The sequence below is a fragment of the Caulifigura coniformis genome, assembly GCF_007745175.1.
Classification (GTDB): domain Bacteria; phylum Planctomycetota; class Planctomycetia; order Planctomycetales; family Planctomycetaceae; genus Caulifigura; species Caulifigura coniformis.
Genome location: NZ_CP036271.1, coordinates 4,733,938 through 4,749,009, shown reverse-complemented (window position 1 = coordinate 4,749,009; position 15,072 = coordinate 4,733,938). Strand labels below are relative to the sequence as shown.

Annotated in this window: 18 protein-coding genes; 9 read left to right on the top strand and 9 right to left on the bottom strand. The window is 62.8% G+C overall.

Annotated elements, in window-relative coordinates; translation table 11 throughout:
• Window positions 1-160 precede the first annotated feature (160 nt).
• From Pan44_RS19085 to Pan44_RS19055, 7 genes are all read right to left on the bottom strand, one after another.
• Complete coding sequence (locus Pan44_RS19085) at window positions 161-430, bottom strand: hypothetical protein (RefSeq protein ID WP_145032318.1); 270 nt, start codon at window positions 428-430, stop codon at window positions 161-163.
• Entirely contained in the window at window positions 414-1,361 is a 948-nt protein-coding gene (locus Pan44_RS19080) for a hypothetical protein (RefSeq protein WP_145032315.1), read from the bottom strand. Before Pan44_RS19080 ends, Pan44_RS19085 begins: the two co-directional genes overlap by 17 nt.
• Before the next feature lie 78 nt (window positions 1,362-1,439).
• Window positions 1,440-2,897, bottom strand: coding sequence for an AAA family ATPase (locus Pan44_RS19075; RefSeq protein WP_145032312.1), 1,458 nt, complete (start codon window positions 2,895-2,897; stop codon window positions 1,440-1,442).
• A 172-nt stretch (window positions 2,898-3,069) separates the two neighbouring features.
• Window positions 3,070-3,273 (bottom strand): DUF2997 domain-containing protein, encoded by a 204-nt coding sequence (locus Pan44_RS19070; protein WP_145032309.1) that lies wholly within the window; start codon window positions 3,271-3,273, stop codon window positions 3,070-3,072.
• Window positions 3,273-3,635 carry a DUF1257 domain-containing protein gene (locus Pan44_RS19065; protein WP_145032304.1) on the bottom strand — a complete coding sequence of 121 codons (363 nt, stop codon included), beginning with the start codon at window positions 3,633-3,635 and terminating at the stop codon, window positions 3,273-3,275. Before Pan44_RS19065 ends, Pan44_RS19070 begins: the two co-directional genes overlap by 1 nt.
• Window positions 3,636-4,144: 509 nt before the next feature.
• Window positions 4,145-4,597: a hypothetical protein gene (locus tag Pan44_RS28365; protein WP_390620650.1), complete on the bottom strand. Its 453-nt coding sequence runs from the start codon at window positions 4,595-4,597 to the stop codon at window positions 4,145-4,147.
• The gene (locus Pan44_RS19055) at window positions 4,569-4,946 is read right to left on the bottom strand and encodes a transposase (RefSeq protein ID WP_145032299.1); all 378 of its coding nucleotides are present in this window, start codon (window positions 4,944-4,946) and stop codon (window positions 4,569-4,571) included. The genes Pan44_RS28365 and Pan44_RS19055 overlap by 29 nt, the downstream gene beginning before the upstream one ends.
• Window positions 4,947-5,048: 102 nt before the next feature.
• Here Pan44_RS19055 and Pan44_RS19050 point away from each other — a divergent pair, with 102 nt between their 5' ends.
• Window positions 5,049-5,258 carry a DUF2158 domain-containing protein gene (locus Pan44_RS19050; protein WP_145032296.1) on the top strand — a complete coding sequence of 70 codons (210 nt, stop codon included), beginning with the start codon at window positions 5,049-5,051 and terminating at the stop codon, window positions 5,256-5,258.
• Window positions 5,259-5,312: 54 nt separating this feature from the next.
• Here the strand turns inward: Pan44_RS19050 and Pan44_RS19045 are convergent, their stop codons facing one another.
• Both Pan44_RS19045 and Pan44_RS19040 read right to left on the bottom strand, forming a co-directional pair.
• The gene (locus Pan44_RS19045; RefSeq protein WP_145032293.1) at window positions 5,313-5,519 is read right to left on the bottom strand and encodes a transposase; all 207 of its coding nucleotides are present in this window, start codon (window positions 5,517-5,519) and stop codon (window positions 5,313-5,315) included.
• Between the two features lie 18 nt (window positions 5,520-5,537).
• On the bottom strand, window positions 5,538-5,780 hold the full coding sequence (locus tag Pan44_RS19040) for a hypothetical protein (RefSeq protein ID WP_145032290.1): 243 nt from the start codon (window positions 5,778-5,780) through the stop codon (window positions 5,538-5,540).
• Between the two features lie 391 nt (window positions 5,781-6,171).
• On the opposite strand from Pan44_RS19040, the gene Pan44_RS19035 reads away from it, so the two are divergent.
• From Pan44_RS19035 to Pan44_RS19000, 8 genes are all read left to right on the top strand, one after another.
• Entirely contained in the window at window positions 6,172-7,119 is a 948-nt protein-coding gene (locus tag Pan44_RS19035) for a GDP-L-fucose synthase family protein (protein WP_145032287.1), read from the top strand.
• Between the two features lie 42 nt (window positions 7,120-7,161).
• Window positions 7,162-8,454: a class II aldolase/adducin family protein gene (locus tag Pan44_RS19030; RefSeq protein WP_145032285.1), complete on the top strand. Its 1,293-nt coding sequence runs from the start codon at window positions 7,162-7,164 to the stop codon at window positions 8,452-8,454.
• Window positions 8,455-8,624: 170 nt separating this feature from the next.
• Window positions 8,625-9,680, top strand: coding sequence for a GDP-mannose 4,6-dehydratase (gmd, locus tag Pan44_RS19025; protein WP_145032281.1), 1,056 nt, complete (start codon window positions 8,625-8,627; stop codon window positions 9,678-9,680).
• 202 nt (window positions 9,681-9,882) lie between these two features.
• On the top strand, window positions 9,883-11,070 hold the full coding sequence (locus tag Pan44_RS19020; RefSeq protein ID WP_145032278.1) for an N-acetylglucosamine-6-phosphate deacetylase: 1,188 nt from the start codon (window positions 9,883-9,885) through the stop codon (window positions 11,068-11,070).
• On the top strand, window positions 11,067-11,468 hold the full coding sequence (locus Pan44_RS19015; RefSeq protein ID WP_145032275.1) for a hypothetical protein: 402 nt from the start codon (window positions 11,067-11,069) through the stop codon (window positions 11,466-11,468). The genes Pan44_RS19020 and Pan44_RS19015 overlap by 4 nt, the downstream gene beginning before the upstream one ends.
• A 213-nt stretch (window positions 11,469-11,681) precedes the next feature.
• Window positions 11,682-12,998, top strand: coding sequence for a glycosyltransferase family 4 protein (locus Pan44_RS19010; protein WP_145032272.1), 1,317 nt, complete (start codon window positions 11,682-11,684; stop codon window positions 12,996-12,998).
• On the top strand, window positions 12,998-14,002 hold the full coding sequence (locus Pan44_RS19005) for a GDP-mannose 4,6-dehydratase (RefSeq protein WP_145032268.1): 1,005 nt from the start codon (window positions 12,998-13,000) through the stop codon (window positions 14,000-14,002). Before Pan44_RS19010 ends, Pan44_RS19005 begins: the two co-directional genes overlap by 1 nt.
• A gap of 14 nt (window positions 14,003-14,016) precedes the next feature.
• A complete protein-coding gene (locus Pan44_RS19000; RefSeq protein WP_145032265.1) occupies window positions 14,017-14,973 on the top strand; it encodes a glycosyltransferase in 957 nt (318 codons plus the stop codon).
• Window positions 14,974-15,072: the final 99 nt, after the last annotated feature.

The following is a 15,072-nucleotide window of genomic DNA, read 5'->3' as shown; positions in this document are numbered from 1 at the left end:
GAAAAGGCTTCAACTGGCGGTATTTGCAGGAAGCAGCACTTGATGCACGCGCATCAATTCGAGTTGTCAGCACGGCGGTCAGCCGTCAATCAGGACCCGCAAGCCTCGTTGAAAGAATGATTCGATCGGCCGAAGCAGTTTCGGCACGTCCGTTACGAGTTTACCCGGGAGTAGACTGACCGCAATTCCGCGCTGCCGTCGCCTGTAGGCCCTGTGCCATAAGCCACTCCACTTCCGTCGCCAGCGCCTGGCTCCGCCGCTCGAACGGGCCCAGCCGCGGCCCGTTAATGATCTCGGCCCACCACTGCCCGTCCGCATCCGGCTCGATGTGACTGGCCCGGGTGATCACGGCCGGGCCCAGCCGCCGCAGGTCAAACGCCTCGTCGTACAGCGTGTGAATCGTTCCCCGGGCGTCAATCACGATCTGCATGACCGCTCCTGGCCGTTCCCGGCCGGACGATGGATCGGCGGGGGCGATCAATCAACAGGCCCTCCAGCGTGGCCTGGACCGCCGCCATCTGTGACGCGACCTGCTGACGACGCGCGGCGCTGTCCCGCAGGTCCTGGGGCTGGACGCCCGACAGAACGTCCTTGGCCCGCTCGACCAGCTGATCGAGTTCGGCGCTGGAGTGGACGCTGAGGGTGCGGAACCGGCCAAAGAATTCCAACAGGTTCTCGATGGCCGAGTCCCGGAACACCTTGGCCTTGCCATCCTCCCTTCCGGTGAGCCGCTCGGTGAGATGGCTGACGAGTTTCGACAGCTCGTCGAAGAACATCTGTTCGGTCAGCTGGACCGCTTCGTCGAACCGCGCCTGCATCCGCTGGCACTCCTGCTGGTAGAGCCGGGGATTCAGCTGCAGCAGGTAGCCAGGAGGTTCGACACTGGGAAAGTCCCAGGTGATCTCGAACTCGTCCTTCAGCGAGACCGGATAATCGGCTTCGCTGAACAGCTGGCCGAGGCGGTCGCGGGCGGTCCGCCTCAGTTCGGCGTAATGGTCGTCCAGGAGCGTGACCTGTTGCTGGAGTTCAGACTGGAACGTTCTGAGCTGCCCGTCAAATTCGGGAATGACGCTCTGGCGAATGAGCCGCAGTCCCGGTTCGGGGTAGGGCAGCGTCAGTCCCTTCCAGTACCCCACGATCCTGCCCTTGAGGGCCGTGACGGCCCTGAACCGGGGATGCTGGGTATCGAGCAGTTTCTTGGTCGCCGACAGGAACCGGACTTCGGCATCAAAGCCATCGGCCGCGCGGGCCTTCTGCTCGGACGTCAGGGATTTGCGGACACCCAGCCAGGTGAGGCCGACGCGGGTCGCCGCGAACTCCTGCCGCAGCCGCGACGCACTCTCCTCACGAATCGTCGGCATGGGGGTGGAACGGCGGACGGTTGTGGGCAATGGGTGGAAACTCCTTGGAAAAGAGGAATCAGGAGATGGGCGAAAAACTCAGTTGGCCGACGGGGAGGGCGTGACCTTCCGGCGGGAGGTTCTCCGTGCTGGCCGTTGGTAGATCCCCGGCCGATCGGCCGACAGGCAGCGGCCACTGGCCCAGTCCCGGAGCGCCTCGATGCTCTCGGCCGACGTGACGGAGACGGGCACCACGTTGCGAGCGGCCTCCGAGAGCGGGATGTCGAGCAGTGCCGACAGCCGACAACAACTCTTGATCTCGGCGCCTGTCCAGCCGTCGTCCGGGGGGACCGGCTGGGTCGGCGAGATGTCGTACTGGCCGCGGTAGAGCGACCAGATCGCCTGCCGTTGTTCGGGCGCTGGCAGGTCAACGAAGAACACGCCGTCCAGCCGTTCGGCCCGGGTGAACTCCGGCGGCAGGCGGGTGATGTCATTGGCCGTGCCGATGAAGAACACATCCGAAGTGTGTTCGGCCAGCCACGTCAGCAGCGTCCCAAACAGGCGCGTGGCGACCCCCGAGTCTCCCGATCCACCGACGCCTGACAGGCCCTTGTCGATTTCGTCCAGGTACAGGATGGCCGGCGCCATGGCGTCGGCAATCGCCAGCGCCTGCCGGACGTTCCGTTCCGTCTCACCCACGAGTGAGCCATAGAGGCTTCCCACGTCGAGTGACAGCACCGGCCGACCGACTTCGGCGCCCAAGGCCCGGCAGAAGGCGCTCTTCCCGCAGCCCGGCGGTGACAGGAGCAGGGCTCCCCGGGCCTTGATGGACCGACCGGGCGCGAGCGCCCGCCGGCAGAAGCTCTTGAGCGATTCCAGTCCCCCCAGCGATGCAAAGGATGCTCCGCCCCGGTTCAGGGTCAGGAGGTTCTGCTTGCGGAGAGACTGCGCCTTGAGCTCCCAGACGGCCTCGGGCCGCAGGGCATCATGGCGGGCCAGTGAGAGGGCGAAGGCCCCCTCGGCTTCCTGGCGGGTCAGGCCCGCGGCCGCGTCCAGCAGGGCGCGTTCGTTGCCGCCTGTCGGCATCTGGTCCGGCCGGTCGGCGAGCATCTCGCGGGCGACAGAGGCCAGCTGGCTCCGGTTGGGAAGCGGATGTTCCAGGATGACGAACAGCCGCTCCAGTTCAGGAGGCAACTGCACGACGGGGGCCAGAATGATGACGAAGGTTCTTCGCTGCTTGCCCTCGGCGAGTTGGGTCACCAGCGTCTGAATAATCTCGGGATTGCCCAGGAAGCGGTGGTAGTTATGCAGGAGCAAGAGCGTTGTACCGTCAGCCGTGGCCAGTTCCGGCAATGCCCGCAGAACACTCAGCGGATCGTGGGCATCCATGCTGGTCTTTGGCGACCGAAGACCCCGGGCGAGGTCCCAGACCGCGAGCGTCCACTCTTGATCTCGAGCAAGATCGGCAATCTCCCGCTCGGCTTCGTCCGGTTCGAAGGTCGTAATCCACAGGCCGCTGAAGGCCGCGTGGATGTAGTCGGTCAGTTGGGACAGCATGAACTGCGGGACTCCAGGATAGGGAAACGGGATCACAACGAGAGTGGCGGCGCAAGCGGCCCAGAACTCGGATCGCCTGGAGCCCGTGCCGGAGGTTCACCTTGCGGACGACTCTCAGGCCGGCCGCTCGACCGCCGGTTGAGGCATGCCGTCAAAGAGGAAGGAATGACCTTCAGGAGCGAGGTGGTGTGCTGGGGAGCGGGAGGCCGGCATCGGTACTTGCCGCGTAGAAGGCCTGAGTCCGTGTCTCTCCGACGATGTGCCCCAGGCCTTTTCTGAGGAACTCGGCAGCCGGGAGACAGTCGGTGCCCGTGAATCCGAGCGTCTCGAGGCGGATCTGGCCATTGGGACTGATGATCAGCTCGATGGACTTCATCAGGTGTGGACTCCCACTGTGATCTTGATCGAACCGTCGCTGAGTGAGTGCTCCGCAACCGAGTAGCCCTGGCGTCTGGCTTCAAGCGTGGCCTTCTCGACTGCATAGGCCTGGAGAAACCGGTCGAGATGTGCCGGGTCTCCCCAGCGGCCTTCAAAATGGTCGTACTGCACTTGTCCTGTGGCGATGTCACAGACGACCGGGTAGTGCCACGCAGGGAGCCGGACGAGCCAGCCAGTGGCCTCGGTGGAAAAGAGCTGGGATCTGCCCACGACAGGCTCCGGCAGATTCAAACGCTGGCAGGCAGAGCGGATCGCGACGGGATCGCGAACCTGAGTCTTGATCGTGATGGTGTGAGACAAAGGCAGACCTTTCCAGAGAGGGGGGCCAGTGGTGAACGCTTGGGGCCAATCAAAAGTCGTGTCTGAGCACGCCAGCACCGCTGGGGTCAAAGCATGCGAATCTGTCGGACGCATTCGAGAATGAGCGAGAGGCAGACAAAGCCGCCCACAATCAGGACGACGAACCGCCAGAGTGACCTGGCAAGCGTCCGACGTCTGCCGGCAGCGCTGGCGAACCGCACGAGGCTCCTGATGATCAAAGCCGTGAGCGCCAGAGTGAACAGGAAGGACACGAGTGGTGTAGCCACAATGAGGAAACTCCGATTGAGATAGGGGAAGGGGACGCGCGCGGGGGCGCAGAGACTCGTTTCGCTGGAACGCGGGAATCGATCGACAGCAGATGGCAGCCACTGACTCGTGCACCGCGCCGCTGCTCAGATTGCACGCGAGACGGCGGACACGCGGTCAGAACGTCGCCAGCGGAAGTGTGTAGCCAGATGCCAGTGGTGACGGCGCGGCCGCGCTGACCCTCATGGCCAGGCCGTCCGTAGCGCATGACTCCTGAATCCGCCTGGGCCAGCGCTAACGATCCGGATCAAGGAGTAATGCCGCGAAAGACTGCGAAATTCAGGCCCGATCACCTGCCTGACTGATCCCCGTCGGTCGCGAACACGAACTGTCAGCGTGTGACTTCGACAGACCGCGGTTACTGAAAGTGAAGGGAAGAGGAAACGTCCGGTGCCGGCGCCTCGTGAGACGGGTCTGCGACTTGGACAGGCAAGTGCCATCCGTTGTCGCTCGCGGAGGATCTCGAAGACCAAGTCCTCGGGGATGTGCTTGAGGCGTCGGCGGTGAGCGTCCTCGACCCATTCTTTGGGGAGGGACGATTCCCGATCGATCAGCGTCTGGCCTTTCGGGGAGCGGAAGGCCAGGAAGACTCCGATCTGGCAGTTCTCAATCCGCCCGGCCGCTCCGAAATTCATCCGTGCCACGCCGGGGCGCTTGCCCCTTTTTGAGGAATCCGCTGTCGTTGACAATCAGAACGCCGTCCGGTTCTCCAAGATGCTCGACTAGAGAGGCCGAAAGGTCGTCACGGATGGCATCGGCGCTCCAGGTGGCGCGGGCGATGAAGTGCTGGAGATTCCCGGGCGTCTCGTCGCCAGCGAATTCGGCGAGCGGACAGCCGTTCTTGCGCCCGACGGAGGCCAGGAGGCCCTTGAGAGAGCGGGCCGTTCGCGATCGAACTTCCGGGCGTTGGAATCGTGGGCCGATCCGGTCCGTCACAGCGGACTGTTTCTTGACCCAGTCGGCGACATCCTGTGCGGAATCCATCCCTGCGGCTCCCCTGTCCTCCGGACAGGGAACGGTCTACAAAGTTCAGCGATTCAGATGGAAGTGGAACGGTAGAACGAGAATAGGAGGTGCGAGCTCATCATGTTCAACATCGGATCGATCGTCACATTCAAGGGGATCGAGAACAGCCCGCAGATGGTCGTCACCCTCTTCAATACGCGTGACCGAGTAGTCGACTGCATCTGGTTCAATACGGCCGGCGAACTTCAACGGGCCCAGTTCCCGGCTCAGTTTCTCAGGCAGCTAGCTGAGGGCACAGACTCTGCCGCTGAGATGCCGGCTGTTCGGTAGTTGACCTCCACCCGTCCCCGGCTCTTCTCCCGCGTCCGCACAACCCGCCGGTCTTCATGCAGCCGCTTCCGGGCGTAGGGGGGAAAAGCCTCGCGGCTCGGCGAAGGCGATCTCGACGTCCCGTTTCACCGCCGGCTGGTTGTCCTTGAGCGTCACCAGATAGTCGCCGCCGGAATTGAGGATCTGCTGACAGACGTCCCGCTGGTAGAACATGGCGTCGGCCACCACGACTTTCCCCTTCAGCAGCACGGACTTGAGCACCTCGATCGCCGCCTTGGCTTAGTTGGTGGAAGGATCGACCGGGTGCTGCCGGAGCAGCGAGCCGGCGGACTGGTCCAGCAGTGACAGGACGTGGATGGCCGGATCGTGTTCGGGAACAGCACCGCGTAAGGTCTTGCCGTCGAGGATGACGGCGGTGAGGGCGTCCTGGGAGAGTGCCAGCCCCAAGCCTTCGGTGACCCACCGCCAGAGGGCGAGTCCCCCCGGCGACCTTCGGACGCGAGTTACCTGAAATTGGCCCAAAGGTCGTCGCGGGCGAGTCGTCCCGGCTGAATATGGAGCGTCATTGCACCCTGAGACCTCTTTTCATCAGTCGGCCCCCCGATTATCACAGGGGGCCACAGGTTGGCTGCGCACATGACCTTAATGATCAGAGCCGACGCATCATTGGTGGTGACGACGACTTGCGGTCCGTTGGGGGGGGAAGTTGCATCGACTTCATGACTATTCAACGCTGGTCAAGCTCTGCATGATGGTTGCTCCTGGAGCTTTCCGCGACGTTCGCCGGTCTTGCCCGGTGGCTGCGTGCGGTGAAACTCCTGGGAGCTTTTTGATTTGAAATCGCACTTTCCGGCCTGGGATCGTCACCCAGCAGAACGAAGTGCGCGCACTGTCTCTCACGAAGTCCACTTTGATGCTTGAAAAGGGCAGCCGGATTCTGGTGACGGGCCACCGCGGGCTCGTCGGTTCCGCCGTGGTGCGCCGGTTGAAGGGGAGCGGATTTGAATCCGTACTGAACGCGGACCGGAATGCCGTGGATCTCCGCGATTCACGGGGCGTGGACCAGTGGTTCGACGACAACCGGCCGGAGTTCGTGTTTCATGTCGCCGGGCGGGTCGGGGGGATCTGGGCGAATTCGACGCAGCCGGCAGATTTCCTGTACGACAACCTGATGATGCACGCGACCGTGCTCCGTGCGGCCTGGCGGACAGGCGTGACGAAACTCCTGTACCTCGGAAGCTCGTGCATTTATCCGCGGGACTGCCCTCAGCCGATCAAGGAAGAGTCGCTGCTGACCGGTCCGCTGGAGAAGACCAACGACGCCTACGCCATCGCCAAGATCTCCGGGCTGATGAGCTGCGAGGCGTACCGCCGGCAGCATGGCTGCAACTTCATTTCAGCGATGCCGACGAACCTGTACGGGCAGAACGACAATTTTCACCCGGAACAGTCGCATGTGCTTCCCGGGTTGATGCGACGTTTTGATGAGGCACGGAAGTCCGGCGCAGAGAGCGTCACGATCTGGGGGTCGGGTTCGCCGCGGCGGGAGTTCCTGCATGTAGACGACCTGGCCGATGCCTGCGTTTTCCTGATGGAGCACTACAATGAGCCCGGCACGATCAATGTCGGAACGGGAGTCGACGTCACGATCCGCGAACTCGCGGAAACCATCCGTGACGTGGTTTATCCCGAAGTGAAGCTGACGTTTGATACGTCGAAGCCTGATGGAACACCGCGGAAACTGCTGGATGTTTCCCGCCTGGAAGCCCTCGGCTGGCGGTATCGGACTTCCCTGAAAGAGGGGGTCCGATCCACTTACGACTGGTATCGATCGAACCAGGCATCGCTTCGCGCCCATTGAGCGAACAAGGCGCCCAGGCGAGGATGCGCCCCGAAGCAGGACATGATGACGAATACGGATTATCTCCACCCGCGGGATCAGATCCTGGAAACCATGGATCGGATCTACCGCCACCGCATGACGACGACTTCGGGGGGCAACGTTTCCATTCGCGACGGCAGTGGGGACGTGTGGATTACTCCGGCGCGCGTCGATAAGGGAGCCCTGCGGCGGGACGACATCGTCCAGGTTCGACCGGAGGGCACCCAGTCCGGACTGCATCGGGCGTCCTCCGAGCTGCCATTCCACCAGGCCATCTACGCTGCCCGCCCGGACCTGTCCGCGATTGTTCACGCTCATCCGGCGGCCCTGGTCGCGTTCAGCATGACGCGGACAGTTCCGGAAACCCGGTTGTTTCCGCAGTCCTGGTCGGTGTGCGGAGAAGTGGGACTGGCGACCTATGCGCTTCCCGGCAGTGCCCAGCTGGGGGCGAATATCGCCAAGGAATTTGCGGCGGGGTTCAACACGGTTGTCCTCGAAAACCACGGCGTCGTGGTGGGGGGCGCGAACCTGACGGAGGCGTTCCAGCGGTTTGAAGCTCTCGAATTTGCTGCACAGACGGCGATTCGGTCGACCACTTTGGGGAGTGCCCGGCCGTTGTCGGCCGCGCGGCTGGAGGCCGTGGGACGGGGTCGCAAGGAGCTGCCAGAGACTGATCCTCCGGCGCCGACGAGTGAAGAAAAAGAACTGCGGCGGACGCTTTGTGAATTTGTCCGCCGCGGATGCCAGCAGCGGCTGCTGATCAGTACGGAGGGAAGCTTTTCCGTGCGGCTCGGCGAGAGCAGCTTCCTGATCACGCCGGCCCATCGCGATCGTTATCGGCTCAGCCCGGAAGACCTTGTGCGGATTGATTCCGGACGGCGTGCCACAGGTCAGACGCCGAGTCGTGCGACTGCGTGCCACGAGGCGATCTACCGCAAACATCCGACAGTGAAGGCGATCTGCTTCGCCCATCCGATTCACGCAACGGCGTTCAGCGTCACCGGCGTGCCATTCGCCAGCCGGACCATTCCCGAGAGCTATATCGTCCTTCGCGACGTGCAGCGGATACCGTTCGGTCAGCCGTACGACGATGTGGATGCTGTCGCCTCGGCGGTTTCGCCGCGACAGCCGTCCGCAATTCTGGAGAATGACGGCGTCCTGATCGTGGGAACGAGCATTCTGGATGCGTTTGACCGGCTCGAAGTGCTGGAGGCGACAGCTGAAGCCCTGATTTTCTCGGGCCGGATCGGCGCCGCGGCTCCGATGTCGGATTCCGTGATTGATGAACTTCGAGCGCACTTTCTTCCGGAATGACCGATTGCACGGGTTTGTCGCCCGTCGTTACCACGAATGCAGCGTCACGATCCAGTTTTCCGAGGTCAGCGCTCGGCTGATCCGCGACTCTAAACCATCCTCTCCATCTTCCGCCCTCAGCAGGGGGATGGTGAGTTTCCTGCGAGCTCCAAACGATTGCGATGAAACCAATGCGACCGAAGCTGCCCCCCCGTACCGGCAAGAAGGCCCTGATTACCGGGATCACCGGCCAGGACGGTTCCTATCTCGCGGAGCTTCTGCTGGCCAAGGGCTATGACGTGTACGGAGTGATCCGCCGTTCGAGCTCGTTCAACACGGGCCGCATTGACCACATCTATCAGGACCCGCACGAGAAGGACGTCCGGCTGCACCTGCAGTACGGCGACCTGAACGATTCGTCGTCGATGAACCGTCTTCTGAAAGTGGTTCGTCCCGATGAGATCTACAACCTGGGCGCGCAGTCGCACGTCAAAGTCTCGTTCGAAATTCCGGAGTACTCGGGCGAAGTGACCGGTCTCGGGGCCGTCCGCCTGCTGGAGGCGATGCGCGACCTCGACCTGGATGCCCGGTTCTACCAGGCTTCATCGTCGGAGCTGTACGGCAAAGTCGTCGAGACTCCGCAGACGGAAACGACGCCATTCTATCCGCGGAGCCCGTATGCCTGTGCCAAGGCGTATGCGTTCTACATCACGAAGAACTACCGCGAGTCGTACGGCATGTTTGCCGTGAACGGCATCCTGTTCAATCACGAGTCGCCCCGTCGCGGCGAGACGTTCGTGACCCGGAAGGTGACCCGGGCGGTTGCGGCGATTAAGCACGGCAAGCAGGACTGCCTGTACCTCGGCAACATCGATGCGAAGCGCGATTGGGGATTTGCCGGCGACTACGTTGAAGCCATGTGGCTGATGTTGCAGGCCAAAGAACCGGACGACTACGTCGTGGCCACGAATGAAACGCACACCGTTCGCGAGTTCTGCGAACTGGCGTTTGCCCACGCCGGAATGCCGATTACCTGGAAAGGGACGGGCGAGGACGAACACGCACTTGGTCCCGATGGTCGCATCCTGATCAGGATCGATCCGGCTTACTTCAGGCCGGCGGAAGTCGACCTGCTTCTCGGCAACCCGGCCAAGGCGAAGGCGGATCTGGGTTGGGAGCCGAAAGTGAAGTTCGAGCACCTCGTGAAGATGATGGTCGACTCTGACATGGAAGACCTGAAGGGCTAGAGTTGAACAGGAAACCGTCGGCCGCGCCTCTCTTGTCGAGAGAGGCGCGGCCGATTTAGATTCGACGATCAGGCAATTGTCGCTGCGTGCGGTCGCGCTGTGGCTGGTGGATTGCACCAATCACCGTCCGCGTCATCCCGCGAGGGAAGCATCGCAGTTGATCGTTCGAGTTGCCCTTCTCCGGATGCATTGAGTTCGACCTGTGAATTTCACGAACGGGACGCTGGTCCTGCGGGACAGGTTGCTGACGGGCGCATCGCTCGAGGTCGTCGGCGAGTCCATCAAGGGCATTTCAGCGGCTCGCGCCGATGCGGAGTCGATTGATCTCGACGGGGGTTATCTCGTTCCCGGCTTCGTGGACCTGCACGTTCACGGCGGAGCAGGGCATGACTTCATGGACGGGACAGCGTCGGCCTTCGACGCCATCTGCCGGTGTCATGCACGACACGGCACAACGAGCCTGGCGGCGACGAGCACGGCCGCGGACGCCCCTTACATCCTGCGGTTTCTTCGGGAGTGTCGGGCGGCGAAGGGGCGGGACACGGGCGGCGCCCGGGTTCTGGGTGCTCACTTCTACGGCCCTTATTTCGCCGCGAACGCCCGTGGAGTTCATCCGGGGACTCCGATCCGGGCGCCCGAAGAGAGCGAATTCCAGCATTACCTCGACTACTCGGACATCTTCTGCACGGCGACGATTGCTCCCGAGTTGCCGGGAGCAGAAGTGTTCGCGCGGGCCTGCGCTTCGCGCGGCATTCGACTGAATGCCGGGCACTCCCATGCGACGTTCGGCCAGGTGGTCGACGCGATCAACTGGGGGGTGCGGCACATCGATCACCTGTTCTGCGCGATGTCCGATCGGGCCAAGTTGAGGCAGTCGCAGACGTTCCCGATGCGCGGCGGCATGATGGAAGCCACGCTTTTCTTCGATGACCTCACGACAGAAGTGATCGCCGACGGCAAGCACCTGGACGGAGCGCTCCTGCGGCTGGCGTACAAGTGCAAGGGACCGGAGCGGTTGGCGCTGGTCACGGACGCGATGCGGGCGGTGGACTGCCCGGATGGCGAGTACACCTTCGGGCCTCCCGAGCACGGCGAGCGCATCCGCCGATTCAGCAACGTGGGAGTGACGATGGACGGGACGGCGCTCGCATCGGGCGTCATGGGCATGGACGCCTGTGTGCGGACATTCCTGTCGGAGGTTCCGGAGACGAATCTTGTCGACGTGATTCGGATGGCAACGTTGACGCCGGCCCGGATTCTCGGGCTGGAACAGTCGATCGGCAGTCTCGAGGCGGGCAAGCTGGCCGACGTCGTGGCGCTGGATGCAGAACTGAATGTGAAGCTGGTGTACGTGGCAGGTCGGAAGGTCTTCGATCGGAGCGCAACATGAATCGACGGAGTTGGCTGATCGTAGGGGCGATGGCGTGCCTGGCGTGTGGAATCGGGAATGCCCAGGGGCCGGCAGTCAGGAAGGCTTCTGACGTGGGGGAACTGAGCGGACGCATCGTCGCCATTACGCTGGTGAGCGACTCCGAAGACCTGGTCCTGCTGTCGAAAGTGTCGGAAAAGACTTTGGGGGGCAAGACGTTTCTGAGTGGTGATGGTGTCGATGATGGCGAGACCGCAGACTGGCGGAACGGGGCGGTGGTGTACATTCCCGTCGACGACATCCAGCAGGTCGTCACGTTTCCCGACTTGAAGGCTTATCACAAGAACCTCGAAGCCAGGCAGGGGCGACTGGAAGGCAAGGCGGCGTCGTCGCGACTCAAGAAAGGGTCGAGGACGTGATGGTCTGCGACACGAGTACGTCTTGCTGTCCCCCACATTCCGTTCCCGTCACTCCATTACTGTGATCAATCGTACTCTCCCGCTGGTCAGTCTGGTTGCCTCTTCAGGGGCACGTGACGCGTGTGCCTCGCAGGCGTTGTCCGGTGCGCAGGCGGTTGATCCGAGTACAGAAGATATGGGGCCGGGCGTTCGCTTTTCGGGCGGCCACGACCGATGAACGCGGCAGCTCTCAGCGCGAGCGGGAGTTCGGCTGCGGCCCCCGCAACCAGGGCTCGCCTGCTCTTCATCAACCGGTCGTACTGGCCCGATACCGAGGCAACGGGGCAGCTGCTCACCGAACTGTGCGAGGATCTCGCGTCGACCGGCGAGTTCGACGTTCATGTGCTTTGCGGTCAGCCCAACCATGTGTCGATCAAGGGAGAACAGGTCGATCAGGATGCGGTTCATCATTGCGGGGTAACGATTCATCGAGCCCGCCATCTGCAGTTCGCCAAGAAGTCGATGGCCGGCAAACTGCTGAATCTGATGAGCTTCACGGTCGCCGCATGGCGGACTTCGGCGCGACTTCCCCGGCCCGACATCGTCGTCACCGAAACAGATCCCTTTTTCGTGGGACTGCTCGGCCGGCGTCTTCAGAAGCGACTTGGCTGCCGATTTATCGCGTACCTGCAGGACATTTATCCCGACATCGCCGTTGCCTGCGGGAAGGCCCGTGAAGGGTTTCTGATCGGCCGACTTCGATCAGCGCTGTTCGGAGCCTATTCGAAGGCGGATCGGGTCGTCGTCCTCAGCCGGGACATGAAGCGGCGCTGCATTGCCAACGGAGTTTCGGATGACCGGATCGAGATCATTCCGAACTGGTCTGACGTGACGGCGCTTTACCCGGTCAAAGTAAACAATGCGTTCCGGAAGGAGCACGGCCTCGAGGGGAAGGTCGTGGTGATGTACTCCGGAAATATGGGGGTACCGCACCTGCTGGAACCGATTCTTGATGCGGCAGAGGGGCTCGCCGGCGATGAATCCGTGGTGTTCTATTTCGTTGGCGGCGGCGTCCAGAAGGAGACGCTCCAGGCATCCGCCGAGCGAAGGCGACTGTCGAACGTGAAGTTTCTGCCCTACCAGCCGAAGGCATCACTTTCCCAGAGCCTGAGCGCGGCAGACATCCAGATCGTGTCGGTCAAACCGGGCGTCATTTCCTGCCTGATGCCGAGCAAGGTGTACGGCGTGCTGGCGGCCGGTTGCGCCGTGCTGGGGATCGCGCCTCCCGATTCCGAACTCGGAGAGATGATCGTCGAATTCCGGTTCGGCAAAGTCTGCGATCCGGCGAGCCCGTCCCTCTGCAGGGACCTTGTCGACGCCATCCAGGCAATTCGCGAGTTGAACGACCCGAGCCTTGCGGAACGCGGCCACCGGTTCGTCACCGAGAACGCGTCCCGCCGAAGCCAGGTCACGCGGTTTCACGAACTGCTGCGATCACTTGTTCATTCGCCAGCGGCCTCCTTCCCCCTCAAGACAAGCTCCACACGCTGATGCCGATCGCTCTCATTACAGGCATCACCGGTCAGGATGGCTCCTATCTGACGGAGCTGCTGCTTTCCAAAGGTTACCTGGTTCACGGCATCGTCCGTCGTGCCAGCCGCACGGAACGCCCGCGGATCGATCATCTGACGCTCGATGGCACGATATACGGGAGTCGGCTGTTCCTGCATTATGCGGATCTTCAGGATGCGACCACACTCCGCCGCATCATGCTGAAGTCGGCTCCCGACGAGGTCTATCACCTGGCGGGGCAGTCGCATGTGGGCCTCAGTTTCGAGATCCCGGAATCGACCTGTGAATTCACGGCGATGGGGACGCTGCGGCTCCTGGAGATCCTGCGTGATCTTCCGAAGGTGCCGCGGCTGCTGTATGTCGGAAGCAGTGAAGTCTTCGGCAACCCGGTCGAGTCGCCACAGTCGGAGACGACCCCCTTCCGGCCGGCGACTCCTTACGGGGTGGCCAAGGCGTTTGCCGTCGACATGGTGCGGGTTTATCGGCAGGCGTTCGGAATGTTCGCCGTGAATGCCCTCTGCTACAACCACGAATCGCCGCGACGCGGGGAATCGTTTGTGACCCGCAAGATCACCCGCGCGGCGGCCCGGATCAAGCTCGGGAGCAAGGAGACGCTGAAGCTCGGCAATATCGAATCGGTCCGCGACTGGGGCTTCGCGGGCGACTATGTCGATGCCATGTGGCGCATGCTTCAACAGGAGACTCCCGAAGATTTCATCATTGCCACCGGCCGGCTGTCGAGCGTGCGGCAGGTGCTGGAGTACGCGTTCAACGCGGTCGGCCTGCGGTGGCAGGATCACGTTCAGACCGATGCGGGACAGTTTCGCGCGGCGGATGTCCAGTCGCTGTGCGGAGACGCGTCGAAAGCCCGCCGGATATTGGGATGGCAGCCGACCGTCGATCTCGTCAAGCTCGTCGAAATGATGGTTGAAAGCGATCTGGCAGCGCTCCAGACGCACTCGGATGGTCGGCCGGAGAATTGAGAGTCTGATTAGACATGGACGTCCTGGTTCTCATCCCTCTCTACAATGACTGGGGCTCCGCGGCCGCGTTGCTCCCGGCTCTTGACGCATCGCTCGCCCGCGGTGGCTTGAGTGGCGAGGTGGCGTTCATCGACGACGGGTCGGCGATGCCGCGGCCAGCAGGTTTTGGCACCGGACCATTCCAGGCGATCTCTGCCTGTACTGTCGTTTCGCTCCGGATGAACCTGGGGCACCAGCGGGCGCTCGCTGTCGGACTGGCCTGGGCCGAGGCCCGCCGATCGGCTCCGTTCGTGGCCGTCATGGATGGTGACGGAGAAGACGCTCCGGATGATCTGGTCCGGCTCCTGGAGTCGAGTCGATCGCGCACTGAGCCGACCATGGTGTTCGCCGGACGTGCCAAACGCTCGGAGGGACGAACGTTCCGAGTGGGCTACAAGCTGTACCGGCTGATCTTCCGGGTGCTTGTGGGCATGAACGTGAACTTCGGGAACTTCAGCGTTCTGCCACGGCGAGACCTTGTTCGCCTCGTGGCCTCGGCGGACCTCTGGAACCACTACGCCGCCGCGGTCGTGCGCTCGCGAATTCCATACGAGGTGGTGCCGTCCATCCGGGGGACGCGCCTCGACGGCCAGTCGAAAATGAACCTGCTGTCGCTGGTGATGCACGGGCTGAGCGCGGTGGCGGTGTTCAGTGATCGCGTTGGCGTGCGCATGTTGACCCTGACGGCGCTGCTGGCGGCGGCCGGAGTCGGTGTGCTGGGGCTTGTGATCTGGATCCGTCTGTTCACGGATCTGGCGATTGAGGGGTGGGCGACCAATGCGGCGGGCCTGCTGGTGATCGCGCTCCTGCTTCTGACCGGGCTGTTCTTCGGTTTCTCGCTGATGATTCTCAAAGGGCGCGAGAACGGCGGATTTCTTCCCCTGCGCGATTACGGCTACTACATCGCGGGGGAAGAGGTGGTGACGGGCTGAGCGAACCTGGCGAAGTGATCCTGCCGGGCGCACCGCGTGGGGAGTCTGTGCGGGCCATTCCTGACGCACGACCGGCGCACCTTGCGTGACTGCCAGAGT

Excerpts from the sequence above, each read along its gene's own strand:
- Pan44_RS19085 (WP_145032318.1), bottom strand. The coding sequence starts at position 430 with ATGCAGATCGTGATTGACGCCCGGGGAACGATTCACACGCTGTACGAC.
- Pan44_RS19080 (WP_145032315.1), bottom strand. The coding sequence starts at position 1,361 with ATGCCGACGATTCGTGAGGAGAGTGCGTCGCGGCTGCGGCAGGAGTTC.
- Pan44_RS19075 (WP_145032312.1), bottom strand. The coding sequence starts at position 2,897 with ATGCTGTCCCAACTGACCGACTACATCCACGCGGCCTTCAGCGGCCTG.
- Pan44_RS19070 (WP_145032309.1), bottom strand. The coding sequence starts at position 3,273 with ATGAAGTCCATCGAGCTGATCATCAGTCCCAATGGCCAGATCCGCCTC.
- Pan44_RS28365 (WP_390620650.1), bottom strand. The coding sequence starts at position 4,597 with ATGAATTTCGGAGCGGCCGGGCGGATTGAGAACTGCCAGATCGGAGTC.
- Pan44_RS19055 (WP_145032299.1), bottom strand. The coding sequence starts at position 4,946 with ATGGATTCCGCACAGGATGTCGCCGACTGGGTCAAGAAACAGTCCGCT.
- Pan44_RS19050 (WP_145032296.1), top strand. The coding sequence starts at position 5,049 with ATGTTCAACATCGGATCGATCGTCACATTCAAGGGGATCGAGAACAGC.
- Pan44_RS19035 (WP_145032287.1), top strand. The coding sequence starts at position 6,172 with ATGCTTGAAAAGGGCAGCCGGATTCTGGTGACGGGCCACCGCGGGCTC.
- Pan44_RS19030 (WP_145032285.1), top strand. The coding sequence starts at position 7,162 with ATGATGACGAATACGGATTATCTCCACCCGCGGGATCAGATCCTGGAA.
- gmd (WP_145032281.1), top strand. The coding sequence starts at position 8,625 with ATGCGACCGAAGCTGCCCCCCCGTACCGGCAAGAAGGCCCTGATTACC.
- Pan44_RS19015 (WP_145032275.1), top strand. The coding sequence starts at position 11,067 with ATGAATCGACGGAGTTGGCTGATCGTAGGGGCGATGGCGTGCCTGGCG.
- Pan44_RS19010 (WP_145032272.1), top strand. The coding sequence starts at position 11,682 with ATGAACGCGGCAGCTCTCAGCGCGAGCGGGAGTTCGGCTGCGGCCCCC.
- Pan44_RS19005 (WP_145032268.1), top strand. The coding sequence starts at position 12,998 with ATGCCGATCGCTCTCATTACAGGCATCACCGGTCAGGATGGCTCCTAT.
- Pan44_RS19000 (WP_145032265.1), top strand. The coding sequence starts at position 14,017 with ATGGACGTCCTGGTTCTCATCCCTCTCTACAATGACTGGGGCTCCGCG.